Here is a 14,627-nt window from a genome sequence, read left to right as displayed (position 1 = left end):
TGCACATTTTATGATTAAATTTGAAGATAGGATTGGTAGCCTATGAAAAATTTACACAAAAGTCTGTAAAGGGTCAAATAGCTAGCTAAATTATCAATAGAATACTTGTATTTGCTAGGTCTTTTAATTGTATCTATATTTTAAATAGTTATCATTTTATACTTAAGTTTAGTTATCTAATAAATCTAAATGAGTAAAGCGTTTTCAGGGTCATCAAAATTAGTTTTTATTTGCCTATTTCTAATATTTTTAAACTCAGTAGTACAAATGATTAGTGTTTTGGGAACATTATTCTTACATAACTTGGGTTATACGGCTCTTAATATTGGATTTATATTTACATTTTTTGGTATAGGATCTTTGATAGGTGGATATCTTGGAGGCGTACTTTCAGATAGATTTCCTATTACAAAAATTATTAAAATATCTCTAGTAGGTAATGCTATATTTATAGGGATATTTCCTTTTTATAATATGTTTGCATATTTCCTTATTTGTATGTTAATTATAGGCTTCTTTTGCGGTATTTTTAGACCTTTGGCTATTTTATTGTTATTTGAATGCAATAAGGGTTTAATATCTGAGAGTAGGTTAATAGCATATAGAAGAGTCTCTATTAATCTAGGATTTTCAATTGGGGCAGCTACGTTAGGCTTCTTATATGAGTATAATAGTAGACTCGCTTTTTTAACTATTAGTATAATACTTATTTTTGGATTTTTCTTATCCAGGTTTATTGTTGTTGATACAAAGAAAAAACACAAAGAAGATGTCGCTTCGATAAATAAATCAGCCTCTAATAACTATATCTTTTACATTTTAAATATTATTCTTGTTATTAGCTTAATTATATTAAATCAAAATAAGACAACCTATAATATCTTTTTGGAAAGTTTTGCATCAATTTCAGTTAAAGATATTTCTCTTTTATTTGCTTTGAATGGTTTAATAATTATTTTCTTGCAGATTCCATTAAGTCACATTTTTAATAAATTATCTTACGCCGTAGCATGTTTTTATGGGATGTTGTTTTTAGCTTTAGGTATAGGCATGACGGGTGTTATAGGTAGTTTTTCTCTTGCTATTATTTCATGTGTATTATGGACTATTGGAGAAATGGTATTATATCCGCCATTGTTGATTTATATCATTAATTCGAGTAATTATTCTAAAGGTAGAACTATGGGAATTTATCAGGTTTTTTATTCTGTCGGTTCTTTAGTTGCACCTTTATTGGGTACTTTAATCTATGATTATTCGCCTCAATTATTGTGGAGTACATTTTTAATATTAGGAGTAGTATGTAGTATTGTTTTTCTATTAATTTATAAGTGGTGGAGATATTGATAATACTTAGATTAACTATAGTTTCCTTTATTAACAATAGTAATAGGGTTTATGGCAAACTCTATATTTAATGAGTTAAGTTTTTCAGCAATAGCTAAAAATATATCATCTTGAGTATTAACAAAATCAGCAAAAAATACTTTATTTATCATAGCATAAATTTGTATATTAATTCCATTTGAACCAAAGCTACCTTCAGATTTATTACCAATCATAGTGTTACCAGATGCTAAAGATACAGCCATAGTTTTATCTTGATCGATATTTGGATGAGATTTAAGAATTGAAAGTATCTCTTGTTTAATTAAATCGATTTTTCCAATATATTTATAATCAATAGTTATATACTGAACTATACGTCTATGAGTGCGACGAGAAGTAGTTGTAATACATGTGTTAAGAAACACAGAGTTTGGTATATGCATAGGAGCTGTTTCATAACTATCTACTTGAGTCGTTAAGATACCAATTTTCTTGATTGTACCACTAAATTTTGTCGAAGAGTTTATATCTGACGATATAATATCACCTTCAGAATATTTGCGATTAAATATAACAAATAATCCACCAAATAGATTTGTAAGCAGAGTGCTTTGTGATAATGTTAAACCAGCAATAGCAACACCACTAAATGCCCCTAAAGCTGTAGGCGGAACGCGGAGTGCAGCTAAGATTAGTATAATAGAGATAATTATTGCCCCTAACTCTAGCGCTTTGAATATAGCATTTATATCTCTAAAGTCGTCATAGCCATCTTTGTTCTCTTGCTTTTTCTTTTCAATTGCAACTTGCTTACTTTTATGTAAGAACCTAAAAAGGCTAATTATAATTGCTAAATAAATACAAAAATCAAAGACTTTATCAGAGTAAGGAACTATTAGGTTTTTATAATTAGGTAAGTACACAATTACTGGTAGATCTATACATGTCTTTATAAAGTATGACCATATTACTAAATATAGTATAAGCTTTAGAGATTTTATAAATGAGAATCTTATTGTATTTTTATGTCTCATTATAAGTAAGTTACCTATTAAGAAAATAGCTAGACTAATAACGAGGCATATTAGGAAGTCTATAAATAGAATATAAGCGGGTGAGTAATTTTCTATTCTAAGAAGTATATTGTTTAAAATATTCATAACTTCATTTATACGAATTATATAATAATTAATATTAATCTATTTTTAAATAGAGTTATATATTTAGAAAAAGAAATATTTATAGTGACTTTATTGTTTAGTAGGTATTTTAAGGCTAGAAGCACTTGAGCTTGGAGCTCCAATAATCATATTGCTCATATTAGCAGTAGCTGGTGGATGAGCAACAGAAGTTGCTCTATGGTGAGAAATAGTGTTTGTTGTATCTGTTGAACTAGCAGTATTTGTAGTTTCGTCATCTTTAGGAGACGCTGTTGCAGACTTATTAATTTTAGTACTTGTTGCAGAACTACCAGAAGCTATTATTTTAGGTGAGCTAGTAGTAACTGTAGCTATATTCTTTTGAGAATTCACTTTTGTTGTAGTCGTGTCAGTTGTAGTTTTAGCTGTTTGTTGTTTGCCATAGCTATTTCTATCATACTGAATTGGAGTATAAATAATTGATGATTGCGAAATTTTTGGATCGGAATTTGCTACATCCATTTTTTCTTTAACTTGCTTAACTGCTAATACTACTATAGCAATTATAATAACTACTATTGCTAGCCTATTTATATAGTCAAAAGTCTTAAGTTTACCGTAGCGAGATTTTTTGTAATACAGTATGTCAACCTTATTTAGTATTGATACTATCTTTTTCTCTGGTATCTCAAGATATTCGCAGTATCTTCTGATTTGATTTTTAAGTAGGCTACCGGAACTCTGTAATAAGGAGTCGTTGTTGGCTTCTTCTATTATTTGGATTGTATCTTCAGATAGATTAATAGCATCGGCAATAGTATCTCTCTTTAACTCTTTAGATTCACGAATATTTTTAATAAAAGATTGGAAATTATGCATACCAGTTAGAAGTTTAAAATTAGTTTCTTTTATGCATTATATAAGAAAATGACAGAAAATTAAATGTAGATATTTAAGTTAGATTTAACTTATTTAGATTTGCTTTTTTGCTCTAGCATTTTTTCTAAGAAATGAATGTTAGTTCCACCTTTAATAAATTCTTCATGGTTAAGAATTTCTTGATGTAATGGAATATTAGTTTTAATTCCATTAATAACCATTTCTTCAATAGCCGCACGCATTTTTTGTAAAGCAGTTTCTCTATTATGTGCGCGAACAATTACTTTTGCAATCATAGAGTCATAGTTTGGAGGTACAGTATATCCAGAGTATATATGTGAATCAACACGTACTCTAGGACCAGCTGGTGGATGATACATGTCAATCTTTCCAGGTGACGGAATCATTCTTTCTGGGTCTTCTGCGTTAATCCTACACTCAATAGCATGACCGATAATTGCTAAGTCTTCTTGTTTCCAGCTTAATCCTTGACCAGCAGCAACTTTGATCTGCTCTTTAATAAGATCAGTTGATGTAATGTCTTCTGTAACAGGATGTTCAACTTGGATTCTTGTATTCATTTCAATGAAATAGAATTCACCATTTTCATACAAGAACTCAAATGTACCAGCACCACGGTATTTTAGGATCTTACATGCGTTAACACATTGCTCACCAATACGTTTTCTTTCTTCATCAGTAAGACCAATTGCTGGAGCTTCTTCAATAACTTTTTGGTGTCTTCTTTGAGTTGAGCAGTCTCTTTCAAATAGATATACAGCGTCTCCTTTACCATCACCAAAAACTTGGATTTCAATGTGGCGAGGATTTTCTAGGAATTTCTCCATATATACCATATCGTTATTAAAAGCGATTCTTGCTTCACTCTTGGTTAAAGAGATAGAGCTTATTAGATCTTCTTTCTTTCTAACAATACTCATACCACGGCCACCACCGCCACCAGCAGCTTTTATGATAACTGGGTAACCAATTTGCTCAGCAATTTCTAGATTTTTCTTATCATCATTACCTAGTGGACCACCAGAGCCAGGAACACAAGGTACACCAGCTTTTTTCATCCATCTAATAGCTTCTACTTTATCACCCATTATCTCTATGCTTTCAGCACGAGGACCAATAAAGATAAAACCACTTTCTTCAACTGCTTTAGCAAACTTAGCATTCTCTGATAAGAAACCATAACCAGGATGTATTGCATCAGCATTTGTAATTTCAGCTGCAGTAATAATAGCTTGAATATTTAGATAACTAAGATTAGGAGCAGCTGGACCAATACATACTGCTTCATCAGCTAACTTAACGTGCATAAGATTAGCATCAGCAGTAGAATAAACAGCTACAGTTTGAATTTCTAATTCTCTACAAGCCCTTAAGATTCTAAGAGCTATTTCACCTCTATTGGCAATTAGTACTTTTTTAATCATTGTCCATTACCTTCAAAATTTTATAATTTGTATTTACGAAATTTGATTCTCTATGTAACATTACTCGATTATAAATAGAGGCTGATCGAATTGGATAGCATCACCGTCTTTAGCAAGAACTTTAACTATTTTTCCACCTTTTTCTGCTTCGATCTTATTCATGATTTTCATTGCTTCGATAATACATAGTACATCACCTTTTTTAACTTCCTGTCCTTCTTTAACATAAGGAGCAGCATCTGGTGAAGGAGCACTATAGAAAGTACCAACCATAGGAGATTTAATTTCTTCTCCACTAACTTCTTGTTTTTCTTCTATTTGTGAAGCCTCGGGAGCTGCTGAAGCAGGTGCATTACTAGCAGCAGGCGCTGCAACAGTAGCAGGAGCGACACTGCTAGTGATTGGTGCAGAAACAACACTTGTTGTAGCTGTATTGTTCTTTGTCATAAAGATACTTGAACCACCATCTTTAACTTTAATTTCTCTAATGTCGCTTGATTTAAGAATTTCAGCTACTTTGTCAATTGCCTTTAATAAATCCATAGTTTTCTACTCTCCTTTCATATTAATGTAGTTTATTGCTTCTATTAATGCTAGTGTGTAACCATTTGCCCCAAACCCAAATATACATCCATAAGCTATGTCTGATAGAAGCGACTTAGTCCTAAATTCCTCTCTATTATATATATTAGATAAATGTATTTCAATAAAAGGCTTACTTGTACCTAAAAAAGCATCTCTTATTGCAATACTGGTATGAGTATAAGCTGCTGGGTTTATTATTATCATATCAGCAGATGTTTTATGTATTATATCTATGATTTCACCTTCATGATTACTCTGAAAAAAATCAATAGATATATTGCTTTTATAAGCTATATCAGCAAGATCTTTATTTATGTCAGCAAGTGTTTTGTGTCCGTATGTTTTAGGCTCCCTAGAGCCTAGTAGATTAAGGTTTGGACCATTAATTATTAAAATACTCATTTTAAATGTCCTTATAACTTTTTATAGCTTTAACTGAATATTTTTGATTTGTTTCTATACAGTAACATGTTAGTTTACCACCAAATACACAACCTGTATCTAGTGCTATCATGTTATCAGACTTAGTCTCACCTTTAATAGCTGCCCAGTGACCAAAGATAACTTTATATGAAGGGTCAAGTTTCTTATGCCTAGTTTTGAACCAAGGTTTAAAATTTTCTGGAAGTTTGTCTAAAGTTGAGCTAAATTTAAGATTTAATTTGCCTTCTTTATCTATAGTTCTCATTCTTGTGAAGTAATTAAGGATACATAACCATCGCTCAATGCCTTCAGATTCTTTATCCCATTTTCTGCTTTCATCATTAAATAAATTTGCCAATAGAAGTCTTCGAGTTGTTTCATTTCTTAAAACAAATTCCACTTCATTAGCTCTTTTGACTGCTTTCTTAGGAGACCATATATGGGGAATGCCAGCATGGGTTATAAAAACATTATTAACTTTAATTAAAAGATTTTGATTACATAGCCATTCCTGTATCTGCTTTAGGTTAGGAGCTTTAAGAAGATCATCAAAAGTATCTTTGCTACTTGATGGTAAATAGTTATAACTAACAGCTAAAAACAATATGTCATGGTTGCCTAAAACTGTTTGAGCACTATCACCTAAGGACATTACAAAATCAATGGTTTCTAGAGATTTTGGCCCTTTATTTATTAGATCTCCAGCAAATATAAGTTTATCTTTTTTTTTATTAAAATTTATCTTATGTAAAAGCAGTTGTAGTTCGTCATAACAGCCTTGTACGTCTCCAATAACATATGTAGCCATTTTTTGTATACCTTAACTTAAAAAGTTTGCTAAACAAACAAAGTCCTCAACACTTAAGTTTTCTGCTCTTAATTTAGTATCAATAGGCAGTGTGTTTGGATCAATTTGTTTATTTTTTAATATTTCCTTTAAGTTATTATGCAAGGTTTTTCTACGTTGAGCAAAACTTTGTTTGACCAATTTTTCAAAAAAATCATAATTCTTTAAAAAGTCTTTATTTATTATTGGTTTTAGCCTAAGAATAGCAGAATCGACTTTAGGTTGTGGGTAAAAAACTTCTGGAGGTATTTTTAGTATCAAGCTACATTCAAAATGATACTGTAAGATCACAGATAATCTACCATAGGACTTACTATTTGGGGCAGATACTATTCTGTCGACAACTTCTTTTTGAAGCATAAAATGAGCATCAACAATTTTATCGCTCATTTCAATAACTCTAAATAAAATAGGCGATGAGATATTATAAGGTAGATTACCTACTAGTTTAATTTTCTGTGATGATATTTTGTTTATATCAAACTTTAGAAAATCTTCATTATAAACCTTAGGTCTGCCATACTTTTCACAGTTTTCTATTAAGGTATCAATAATACTAGAATCAAACTCAACTACATTTACATCTGAGCTTGCTGATAGTAAATGTCTTGTAAGGGCACCTAGACCAGGACCTATTTCTAAAACAACATCTTGTTTTTTTATATTTGCTAAATTGATGATTTTTTGAATAAGGTTTTCATCTTGAAGAAAATTTTGCCCTAAGAATTTTTTTGCTTTTGTTTTATATTGCATTTTAATAAAGCTCAGGTGTTTTTAAGTTTTTCTGTAATATCTCTATATATGCATCATCTTTTATAGATGTTAGCCATGTTTTATAAACTTCTTGGGCTTTGTCGGCAAAGATTGCTTCTAGAGCCTTTTGTTCTTCGAGTTCTTTAACTGCATCATATTCTTTAACTTTCGTATACTTTATAATCATCCAAGTTTTTGGGTCTGCTTGAAATGCTTCTGAAAGCTGATCTTTCTTTAAATCTCCCAGCTGAGCAAAAGCTGCTGGCGGTATAACTGGTGGAGTATCTAATCTAGAGACCCATTTAAACTTACCATCAGCATGGCTATAATCTTGATTATATTTCTCGGCAACTTTTGAAAACGCTTGACCACTTTGAATTGCAAGTCTGGCTCTATCAAGAGCATCTTTAGCTCCTTTTTCAGTCATGCCATTACTTAGCTTTATTTCAATTGCATAAACGTAGTATTTTTTGATATTTTTACTTAGTATTGGTGCATGCTCATCTAGGTTATCAATATAAATCATTTGCAACGTATGATTAACAACAAAAGGTTGTGATACTTGATGATTTTTAAGATCTTTTACATGACTTTTATACATCTCTGGTATTGAGTCAAACTTTACTTGTTGGCTTAGTTGACCACCTGAGCTGGCATTAGGAGCTTGTGAGAATTGTTTTGTCATTTCAGAAAAATCAATAAGACCTTTATTAACAGCAATAGCAAGCTTTCTAAATTGATCTATTTTCTTTTGGCGAGCCTTTTTTGAATCTGGTAAAGCTACTATAAAGTTCTTTAGTGTATAAATCTTTATAGGCTGCATCTCTCTATCAAATTCTTCTTGATGTTTTTTTATGTATTTCTGAATTTCTTCAGGAGAAACAGATACTTGTTGTGAGATTGCTTGTTTTTGTAATTGATTTACCATTAATTGCTTTCTGACTCTGCTTTTATAGCTATCAAAAGACATGCCCGCAGCTTCGATGTTTAGTTTTAAAGATTCTTCAGATATGCCATTTTTAGCTGCGATATCTTTAATAGTACTATCAATTTGGGCATTAGATATAACAATATTATTCTGTTGCGCAAGCTGTACTAACACTGCCTGAGCTATTAAACTTTGGAGAGCTTTTCTTTTTAAATCTAATGATGCAGGTGTTAGGTTGGGGTTGATACCTTGTGCAGCTTGAAGCTTTGCTACTTCTTCATTTAATTCAAAAGACGTTATAGGCTTATTATTTACTATTGCTATTGTTTTATTAATTAGTTGTTTACTATTTGGTGATTGAATAGGTTGGTTAAGGGTAGAATTGTTTGTTCCTGGACCAAAAGCATTTTGAAATAGGCTCGATGAAATATCACAATAGCTATTAGTAAATATTGTTATAGAGAGTATAAAAATAAATACTTTTTTCATTATGTACCTTGTCCCCATTCACCAGATTGGTAACCATTGATTTGATTAAGTCTAGTTGCTAAGTTACTTGCACCAGCACCACCAATACCTTTAAGTTCAAACTCTAATACATAAGTATTAGTAAGTTGACCTAGTGCTTGAGGGTCGTTAGGATTATCACTTGTATATGCAGTACCTTGCCATAAAGCTCTGATATCCCAAGATTTAGCATTATATTGGAAGCCAGCAAACACGTTAGCTATTTGATTTGCCTTAAAGTCATAGTTCCATAAACCAGTAATACCCCAATGATTAGTAATATTTAGTATTGTTGATAGAGTAATTGTTTCTTGAGCTGGAGGAGGTACTCCATCATTTATATTTTGCTGAGTTATAGCATTCCAGTTTCTATCAATATTGTTAAATGAAACGTTAAATATATTCTCATTAGCATCTTTATATGAAAGTTGGTAAACCTGGTAGTCAAACTTTTGTGTTTGTAAACGGTAGTTTATTTGAGCTGATAAGTAAATATTTTTAACTATTTGAAACTCAAAAGATGACATAATTGGTGAGAATGAGTCATTAGCATATGGATCTAGCACTGCAGGATCACAATTTGTATTTCCTTGACATAAACTAACTCTTCTATCAGCAAAATATGCTATTTGCCCTATTTTTGCAGATGCAAGGGTGCTACCATCGGCCTTATTTGTTGTTGATGCTTCCAAAGCATATGTTAGCTGGTTAGCGTTATTAATTCTATCCCATCCTGTGAAACGGTTAACTTGGAACATCTGTAGATATTGTTCATTCTGTTGTGAAGTATCAAATAATGGGATATTTCTTTGATTTTGATATGGTATATACGTATAGAATAGACGTGGTCTTAATGTGGTTGTATAAGCAGTATTGTTAGATGTGAAGTCTTTATCAAAATACGCACTAGCATCAATGTTAAATATAGGTAGGGCACTGGTTACAGAGCTTTGGTCAAACTTAACAACATCCGAGTTTCTTCTACCTAGTTGATAGTAACGAATAGGTAGTGCTAGTGATGGGTCTATATTCCACCAGCTGCCTTCAAACTTTCCAGCAATCTTAGGAACTTCAACAGATCTAAAACCACTAACGTTTGTACCAGTAGGTGTGCCCTCACCAAGTACTGGATATGGTGACTTGTAGAAGTAAGTGTTAAGTGTATCTAAACTTAATGTATAGTAGTCTGGAGTATAGTTTTTCGATGTTAGGTTAAACTTGACTTCTGGAAGCTTAGCATATGGGATGTTAGCCAAATCAATTTCTGGGTTTACTACACCATAATCTAGTACTGTAACGCCTGAGTCAATATAGTCGTTGTTATAATTTATATCGAACTCTCTATCTAAAAGAGTTTTTGTAACTAAGTTTACATTACCTGCAGAGAAATCATTATAATATTGAGAGTCACTTACATATTCGTATTTTAGGTTTGTTGTTATGCCGTTCTCATAATCTCCAATACTTGATAGTGTGAATGCTCCACGCATTTCTTTATCTTGAAAATCATAAGGTACGATAGATCCTTCAAACTGGTTCTTAGTATACTTAGACATATATCTGAATGTACCATTTTCCATTATGCCTCTTTGTGTCCAATACACTGTATTTAAAAGTAGGTCATAGTTTGGCGCAAGGTTGAAATAGTACGGTACTGAGAAACCAACACCTGCATTATCATTTTGAGTAAAGCTAGGCATTAAGAAACCAGATCTTCTTTTATCACCAATAGGGTGAGAGAAATATGGTAGGTACATTACAGGAACATCTTCAACTTTGAAGAAACCATTTTTAACATAAACCATTTCTTCTTTAGTGTCTATGTCAATATTTTTACCTGTTATTTTCCATGCATTATCGTAAGGTCCACCAGATGTGATATAACCATCTGTTAGAAGTAGGTTATTTGGATCTTCTTTTTTAAATGTTGTTGCATAGCCTCTTAGGTATCCACTAAAGTTTTCTTTATTGTATATACGCGTATTAGGAGTCTCACGAGCCATCCTAAAGAATGTTTCTCCAGCACTAAGGGTTCCATCGTTAACATTAGTATCTAATTCTTTTGTACGCAGAACAATACCAGTTGATGGCTGTCTTGCGATCACATCGCCAGTCATTACTAGTGATTTTATAGAGCTTTTATCAGCATTGAAATTAACAATAGCATTATTACCATAAAGTTCTTGGTCGCACTGTAATACTTCTACATTTCCTGATGCGATTAATGTTCCATCTGTATCATACTCGGCATTTTCATAAGAAATATCAGTTCTCTTTGATTTACATAATGCTTTAGTAAACTGACTATCATTACTATAGTATCCACCAACGAAATAATCAGGCTTATTTACCCAGCTTAGATCATCAGCTAAGGCTTTTTCTTTTTGTGCAGCTTTTAGTTCTTTATTAAAAACATTTTTTGGCTTTTCTGCACGTTGACATGACCATTGACCATCAACAACTTTGCATTTCCAGTCTTCTTTAATGGGATTGTTGTCAAGGATACGCGCAGCATGGGCTTGTACTGTAAATAAAACAGTACCAAAGCTTATTAATAAATACTTACGAATCCCCTTTAACATATTTGACCTTTGATAGCCCTAACTTATTGAGTTTTTAAAAATAATCATGATATTATATCCACATTTACTAAAATTTTCCATTTTAATTTTTTTAAGATACAAACAAAATAAAACTAACATATTGGATTACTAAATGAATATAGAAACATATTTATCAGAAATACTAGCAAAAGCTTTTCAAAAATTAGGATATGCTGAGAGTTTTGCTAAAGTTGTAGTTTCAACTCGCGAAGGAGTTGGACATTTTCAATGTAATGGTGCGATGCCGTTAGCAAAGTTTGCAAAAAAGCCACCTTTTATTATTGCTCAAGATATTATTGATAGTATCGATGATAAAAGTATTTTTGCGAAACTAGAGGTAGCAAAGCCAGGGTTCATTAATATAACTTTATCAAATGAATTTTTAGCAAATACAACTAATAGATTTTTAAAATCAGAAAGCTTTGGAGTTAAAAATACTAATAATTCTAAAAAAATAGTATTAGATTTTGGAGGGCCAAATGTAGCTAAACCAATGCATGTTGGACATATAAGGTCTGCTTTATTAGGAGATTCTTTACAAAGAATACATCGTTTTTATAATGATGATGTGGTTTCAGATGTGCATTTGGGCGACTGGGGTACTCAGATGGGTATGTTGATTGAAGAAATTAAACTACAATCTCCAGAGTTAGTTTACTTTGATGAGAGTTTTACAGGAGAGTATCCTGAAACCTCTCCAGTTACAGTTAAAGAGCTCGCTGAAATTTATCCAAGAGCATCTAAAAGATGTAAATCAGACATTGCAGAAATGGAGAAAGCTAGACAAGCTACTTTTGAATTACAGCAAGGCCGTAGAGGCTATGTAGCACTATGGAGACATTTCGTTAATATATCAGTAGAAGCAGTTAAAAAAGACTATGATAGTTTAGATGTTAGTTTTGATTTATGGTTAGGTGAAAGTGATGCTAATAAATTTGTTGATGAGATGATATCTCATTTTAAAGCAGAGAACTTTATTTACGAAGATGAAGGTGCTTGGGTTATAGATACAAATAAAGAAGGTGTTCCCCCGTTAATTGTTGTTAAAAGTGATGGTGGAGTTATGTATGGCACAACAGATTTAGCTACCTTATGGCAGCGTAATAAGGATCTTGACCCTGATGAGGTTATTTACGTTGTAGATAAAAGACAGTCGTTACACTTTAAGCAGGTATTTAGTGTTGCAGAGAGAACAGGTGTAGTAAGTGATAAATGTAGGCTTAAACATATAGCTTTTGGTACGATGAATGGTAAGGATGGTAGACCTTTTAAAACAAGAGAAGGTGGCGTTATGCATTTATCAGATCTAATTTCTCAGGCACAACAATGTGCTAGAGATAGAATGCCAGATGAAAAAAATGAGCAAGTGATAAACCAAATAGCAATGGCTACAATCAAATTTGGAGACTTAGTTAACAACTATTCAAATGATTATATTTTTGATTTGGAAAAATTTGCTCAATATGAGGGTAAAACAGGACCTTATCTTCTATACACAGCCGTAAGAGCTAAATCAATTCTTAGAAAAGTTTTTGGTGATGATTACTGCATAGAGTCTTTAATTAATGATTATAAAATATTACCAGCAGAAAATGAACATGAAGAAAAGTTACAGTTACAGCTTTTACAGTTTCCAATAGCTGTTGCGAGAGCTTATGAGAACTCTCAGCCACATCATATTTGTGAGTATGCTTATTCTTTAGCAAATAGTTTTAATAAATTTTATGTGAACTGTCATATTATGGGGGTTGATGATGAAAGCATTAAAAATTCGCGTGCTGCTTTATGTATCTCAATGGTAAAAGCAATGAGCATTGCTGTTGGCTTATTAGGTATTTCAATTCCTGAAAGAATGTAATTACAAATAGTCATGAAAAAAATCTATATACTAGCATTTTTGCTGATTTTACCAATTATATCCTTTACAAAAGATATAAATAGTAAAACAGATCAGTGGGGTAATGCTCTTAAATCAAATAATAATTATTCTTCATGGGGCAATAAAACAGGGAATGTTAAAGTTTTTCAGTTTAAATTTGATCCCTCAAAAGAGTATATGATCGAAACATATCCAGTTGGCTATCAAAGTTATAAGTATCATATGTTAGCTAATGAGAAAGGAGCAATAGTTTTTGTTCTTAAGGGTGAAATTAAAGAAGAATTTTTTAAAGATAAAAATAGTAAAGCTAAAATATCTAATATTTATAAAAAAGGTGATTATTTTATTATAGGCAATAATAAAAAATTACTTCGCAGAGATACAGTAGTAGGTGATACAGCTGTAGAGTTAGCTGTTGTAAGATATTAGAGCAAAAATATATAAAATAATTTCTCAAAATTCAAGAGTATTTCTAAATTAAAACTAGTATATAATTTTTACTTAGTTACAAGATATATGGAATTCTCAATGTCTAACTTCTTTAATCAACCTAAAGCTTTTTATACTATATTTATGTTAGAAATATGGGAGCGCTTTGGATATGGTGCTTTAGTTGCAATACTCGTTGTTTACTTACAAATAGGCGGTATCCATCTAAGTGAGAGTGGAGCAATAGCAACCTATGCAGCTTTTGCAGCCTTAGTTTATGCTTTTATCGTCTTGGGTGGTTATATTGGTGATATGATTCTTGGCGCAAAAAGGACAATATTACTTGGTTTAATTATACTTCTTAGTGGTTATGCACTATTAGTTTTTGAAGATAAAGAATCGACTTTATGGGGGTTATCTTTTATATGTGTGGGTACTGGCTTATTTAAGTCTAATCCAACTAGTTTATTAGCTAAATGTTATGTAGATAGTGACTCTGGAAAAATCAGTAATGCATTCACTTTATTTTACATGGCGATAAATATTGGTTCGTTATTAGGAATGTTAATGATTCCAACTATAGCAAAAAACTTTGGTTATTCCTCCAGTTTTGTAGTTATTTCAATGGCTCTCATTTTAGCAATTGTGACGTTTATAGGTCTCGGCTTTACTATGAAAAATATTCATACATATGCTGACGGTAAAAAATTAAATTATAAGTATTTATTTTTTGTGATCGTTGGTGTGGCTATTATGATATATATAGTTAAGTTTTTATTAGCATATATCTTAATTGCTAAATTAATAGGCTCTGTGCACAAAAATAAATTTTCATCGAAGCCAAATAAAAGTACAAGCTAATTTAATCATTCCTAGATATG

The 14,627-nt window shown here is 31.6% G+C and carries 13 protein-coding genes; 4 read left to right on the top strand and 9 right to left on the bottom strand.

Annotated features, from left to right (window positions below; genetic code table 11):
• Positions 1-189 precede the first annotated feature (189 nt).
• Complete coding sequence (locus tag AB8E56_RS09085) at positions 190-1,347, top strand: MFS transporter (protein ID WP_329480300.1); 1,158 nt, start codon at positions 190-192, stop codon at positions 1,345-1,347.
• 11 nt (positions 1,348-1,358) lie between these two features.
• Here the strand turns inward: AB8E56_RS09085 and AB8E56_RS09080 are convergent, their stop codons facing one another.
• The 9 genes from AB8E56_RS09080 to AB8E56_RS09040 all read right to left on the bottom strand — a co-directional run bounded on the left by AB8E56_RS09080 (position 1,359) and on the right by AB8E56_RS09040 (position 11,417).
• Positions 1,359-2,489 carry a mechanosensitive ion channel domain-containing protein gene (locus tag AB8E56_RS09080; protein ID WP_329480298.1) on the bottom strand — a complete coding sequence of 377 codons (1,131 nt, stop codon included), beginning with the start codon at positions 2,487-2,489 and terminating at the stop codon, positions 1,359-1,361.
• Between the two features lie 90 nt (positions 2,490-2,579).
• Positions 2,580-3,347: a helix-turn-helix domain-containing protein gene (locus tag AB8E56_RS09075; RefSeq protein ID WP_329480296.1), complete on the bottom strand. Its 768-nt coding sequence runs from the start codon at positions 3,345-3,347 to the stop codon at positions 2,580-2,582.
• An 89-nt stretch (positions 3,348-3,436) separates the two neighbouring features.
• Complete coding sequence (gene accC, locus AB8E56_RS09070) at positions 3,437-4,792, bottom strand: acetyl-CoA carboxylase biotin carboxylase subunit (RefSeq protein WP_329480294.1); 1,356 nt, start codon at positions 4,790-4,792, stop codon at positions 3,437-3,439.
• 60 nt (positions 4,793-4,852) lie between these two features.
• Positions 4,853-5,335: an acetyl-CoA carboxylase biotin carboxyl carrier protein gene (gene accB, locus AB8E56_RS09065; RefSeq protein WP_329480292.1), complete on the bottom strand. Its 483-nt coding sequence runs from the start codon at positions 5,333-5,335 to the stop codon at positions 4,853-4,855.
• Between the two features lie 6 nt (positions 5,336-5,341).
• Positions 5,342-5,779 carry a type II 3-dehydroquinate dehydratase gene (gene aroQ / locus AB8E56_RS09060; protein WP_329480290.1) on the bottom strand — a complete coding sequence of 146 codons (438 nt, stop codon included), beginning with the start codon at positions 5,777-5,779 and terminating at the stop codon, positions 5,342-5,344.
• Between the two features lies 1 nt (position 5,780).
• Positions 5,781-6,608, bottom strand: a complete 828-nt coding sequence (locus AB8E56_RS09055) for a symmetrical bis(5'-nucleosyl)-tetraphosphatase (protein ID WP_329480288.1) — start codon at positions 6,606-6,608, stop codon at positions 5,781-5,783.
• Between the two features lie 12 nt (positions 6,609-6,620).
• Positions 6,621-7,400, bottom strand: a complete 780-nt coding sequence (gene rsmA, locus AB8E56_RS09050; protein ID WP_329480286.1) for a 16S rRNA (adenine(1518)-N(6)/adenine(1519)-N(6))-dimethyltransferase RsmA — start codon at positions 7,398-7,400, stop codon at positions 6,621-6,623.
• A 1-nt stretch (position 7,401) separates the two neighbouring features.
• Entirely contained in the window at positions 7,402-8,817 is a 1,416-nt protein-coding gene (locus AB8E56_RS09045) for a SurA N-terminal domain-containing protein (protein WP_329480284.1), read from the bottom strand.
• Complete coding sequence (locus AB8E56_RS09040; protein WP_329480282.1) at positions 8,817-11,417, bottom strand: LPS assembly protein LptD; 2,601 nt, start codon at positions 11,415-11,417, stop codon at positions 8,817-8,819. The genes AB8E56_RS09045 and AB8E56_RS09040 overlap by 1 nt, the downstream gene beginning before the upstream one ends.
• A gap of 133 nt (positions 11,418-11,550) precedes the next feature.
• Between AB8E56_RS09040 and argS the strand changes: the two genes are divergently transcribed.
• The 3 genes from argS (at position 11,551) to AB8E56_RS09025 (ending at position 14,607) form a co-directional block, all read left to right on the top strand.
• Entirely contained in the window at positions 11,551-13,296 is a 1,746-nt protein-coding gene (gene argS / locus AB8E56_RS09035) for an arginine--tRNA ligase (protein ID WP_329480280.1), read from the top strand.
• 12 nt (positions 13,297-13,308) lie between these two features.
• Positions 13,309-13,746, top strand: coding sequence for a hypothetical protein (locus tag AB8E56_RS09030; protein ID WP_329480278.1), 438 nt, complete (start codon positions 13,309-13,311; stop codon positions 13,744-13,746).
• A 99-nt stretch (positions 13,747-13,845) separates the two neighbouring features.
• A complete protein-coding gene (locus AB8E56_RS09025; RefSeq protein ID WP_329480276.1) occupies positions 13,846-14,607 on the top strand; it encodes an oligopeptide:H+ symporter in 762 nt (253 codons plus the stop codon).
• Positions 14,608-14,627: the final 20 nt, after the last annotated feature.

The organism is Francisella sp. 19X1-34, from assembly GCF_041102755.1.
Classification (GTDB): Bacteria; Pseudomonadota; Gammaproteobacteria; order Francisellales; family Francisellaceae; genus Francisella.
The sequence above is the reverse complement of the archived record's forward strand: the minus strand, read 5'-3'. Positions and strand labels throughout refer to the sequence as shown.

Bases quoted from the DNA above. Each gene is read 5' to 3' on its own strand.
- AB8E56_RS09085 (WP_329480300.1), top strand. From the start codon at position 190: ATGAGTAAAGCGTTTTCAGGGTCATCAAAATTAGTTTTTATTTGCCTA.
- AB8E56_RS09080 (WP_329480298.1), bottom strand. From the start codon at position 2,489: ATGAATATTTTAAACAATATACTTCTTAGAATAGAAAATTACTCACCC.
- AB8E56_RS09075 (WP_329480296.1), bottom strand. From the start codon at position 3,347: ATGCATAATTTCCAATCTTTTATTAAAAATATTCGTGAATCTAAAGAG.
- accC (WP_329480294.1), bottom strand. From the start codon at position 4,792: ATGATTAAAAAAGTACTAATTGCCAATAGAGGTGAAATAGCTCTTAGA.
- accB (WP_329480292.1), bottom strand. From the start codon at position 5,335: ATGGATTTATTAAAGGCAATTGACAAAGTAGCTGAAATTCTTAAATCA.
- aroQ (WP_329480290.1), bottom strand. From the start codon at position 5,779: ATGAGTATTTTAATAATTAATGGTCCAAACCTTAATCTACTAGGCTCT.
- AB8E56_RS09055 (WP_329480288.1), bottom strand. From the start codon at position 6,608: ATGGCTACATATGTTATTGGAGACGTACAAGGCTGTTATGACGAACTA.
- rsmA (WP_329480286.1), bottom strand. From the start codon at position 7,400: ATGCAATATAAAACAAAAGCAAAAAAATTCTTAGGGCAAAATTTTCTT.
- AB8E56_RS09045 (WP_329480284.1), bottom strand. From the start codon at position 8,817: ATGAAAAAAGTATTTATTTTTATACTCTCTATAACAATATTTACTAAT.
- AB8E56_RS09040 (WP_329480282.1), bottom strand. From the start codon at position 11,417: ATGTTAAAGGGGATTCGTAAGTATTTATTAATAAGCTTTGGTACTGTT.
- argS (WP_329480280.1), top strand. From the start codon at position 11,551: ATGAATATAGAAACATATTTATCAGAAATACTAGCAAAAGCTTTTCAA.
- AB8E56_RS09030 (WP_329480278.1), top strand. From the start codon at position 13,309: ATGAAAAAAATCTATATACTAGCATTTTTGCTGATTTTACCAATTATA.
- AB8E56_RS09025 (WP_329480276.1), top strand. From the start codon at position 13,846: ATGTCTAACTTCTTTAATCAACCTAAAGCTTTTTATACTATATTTATG.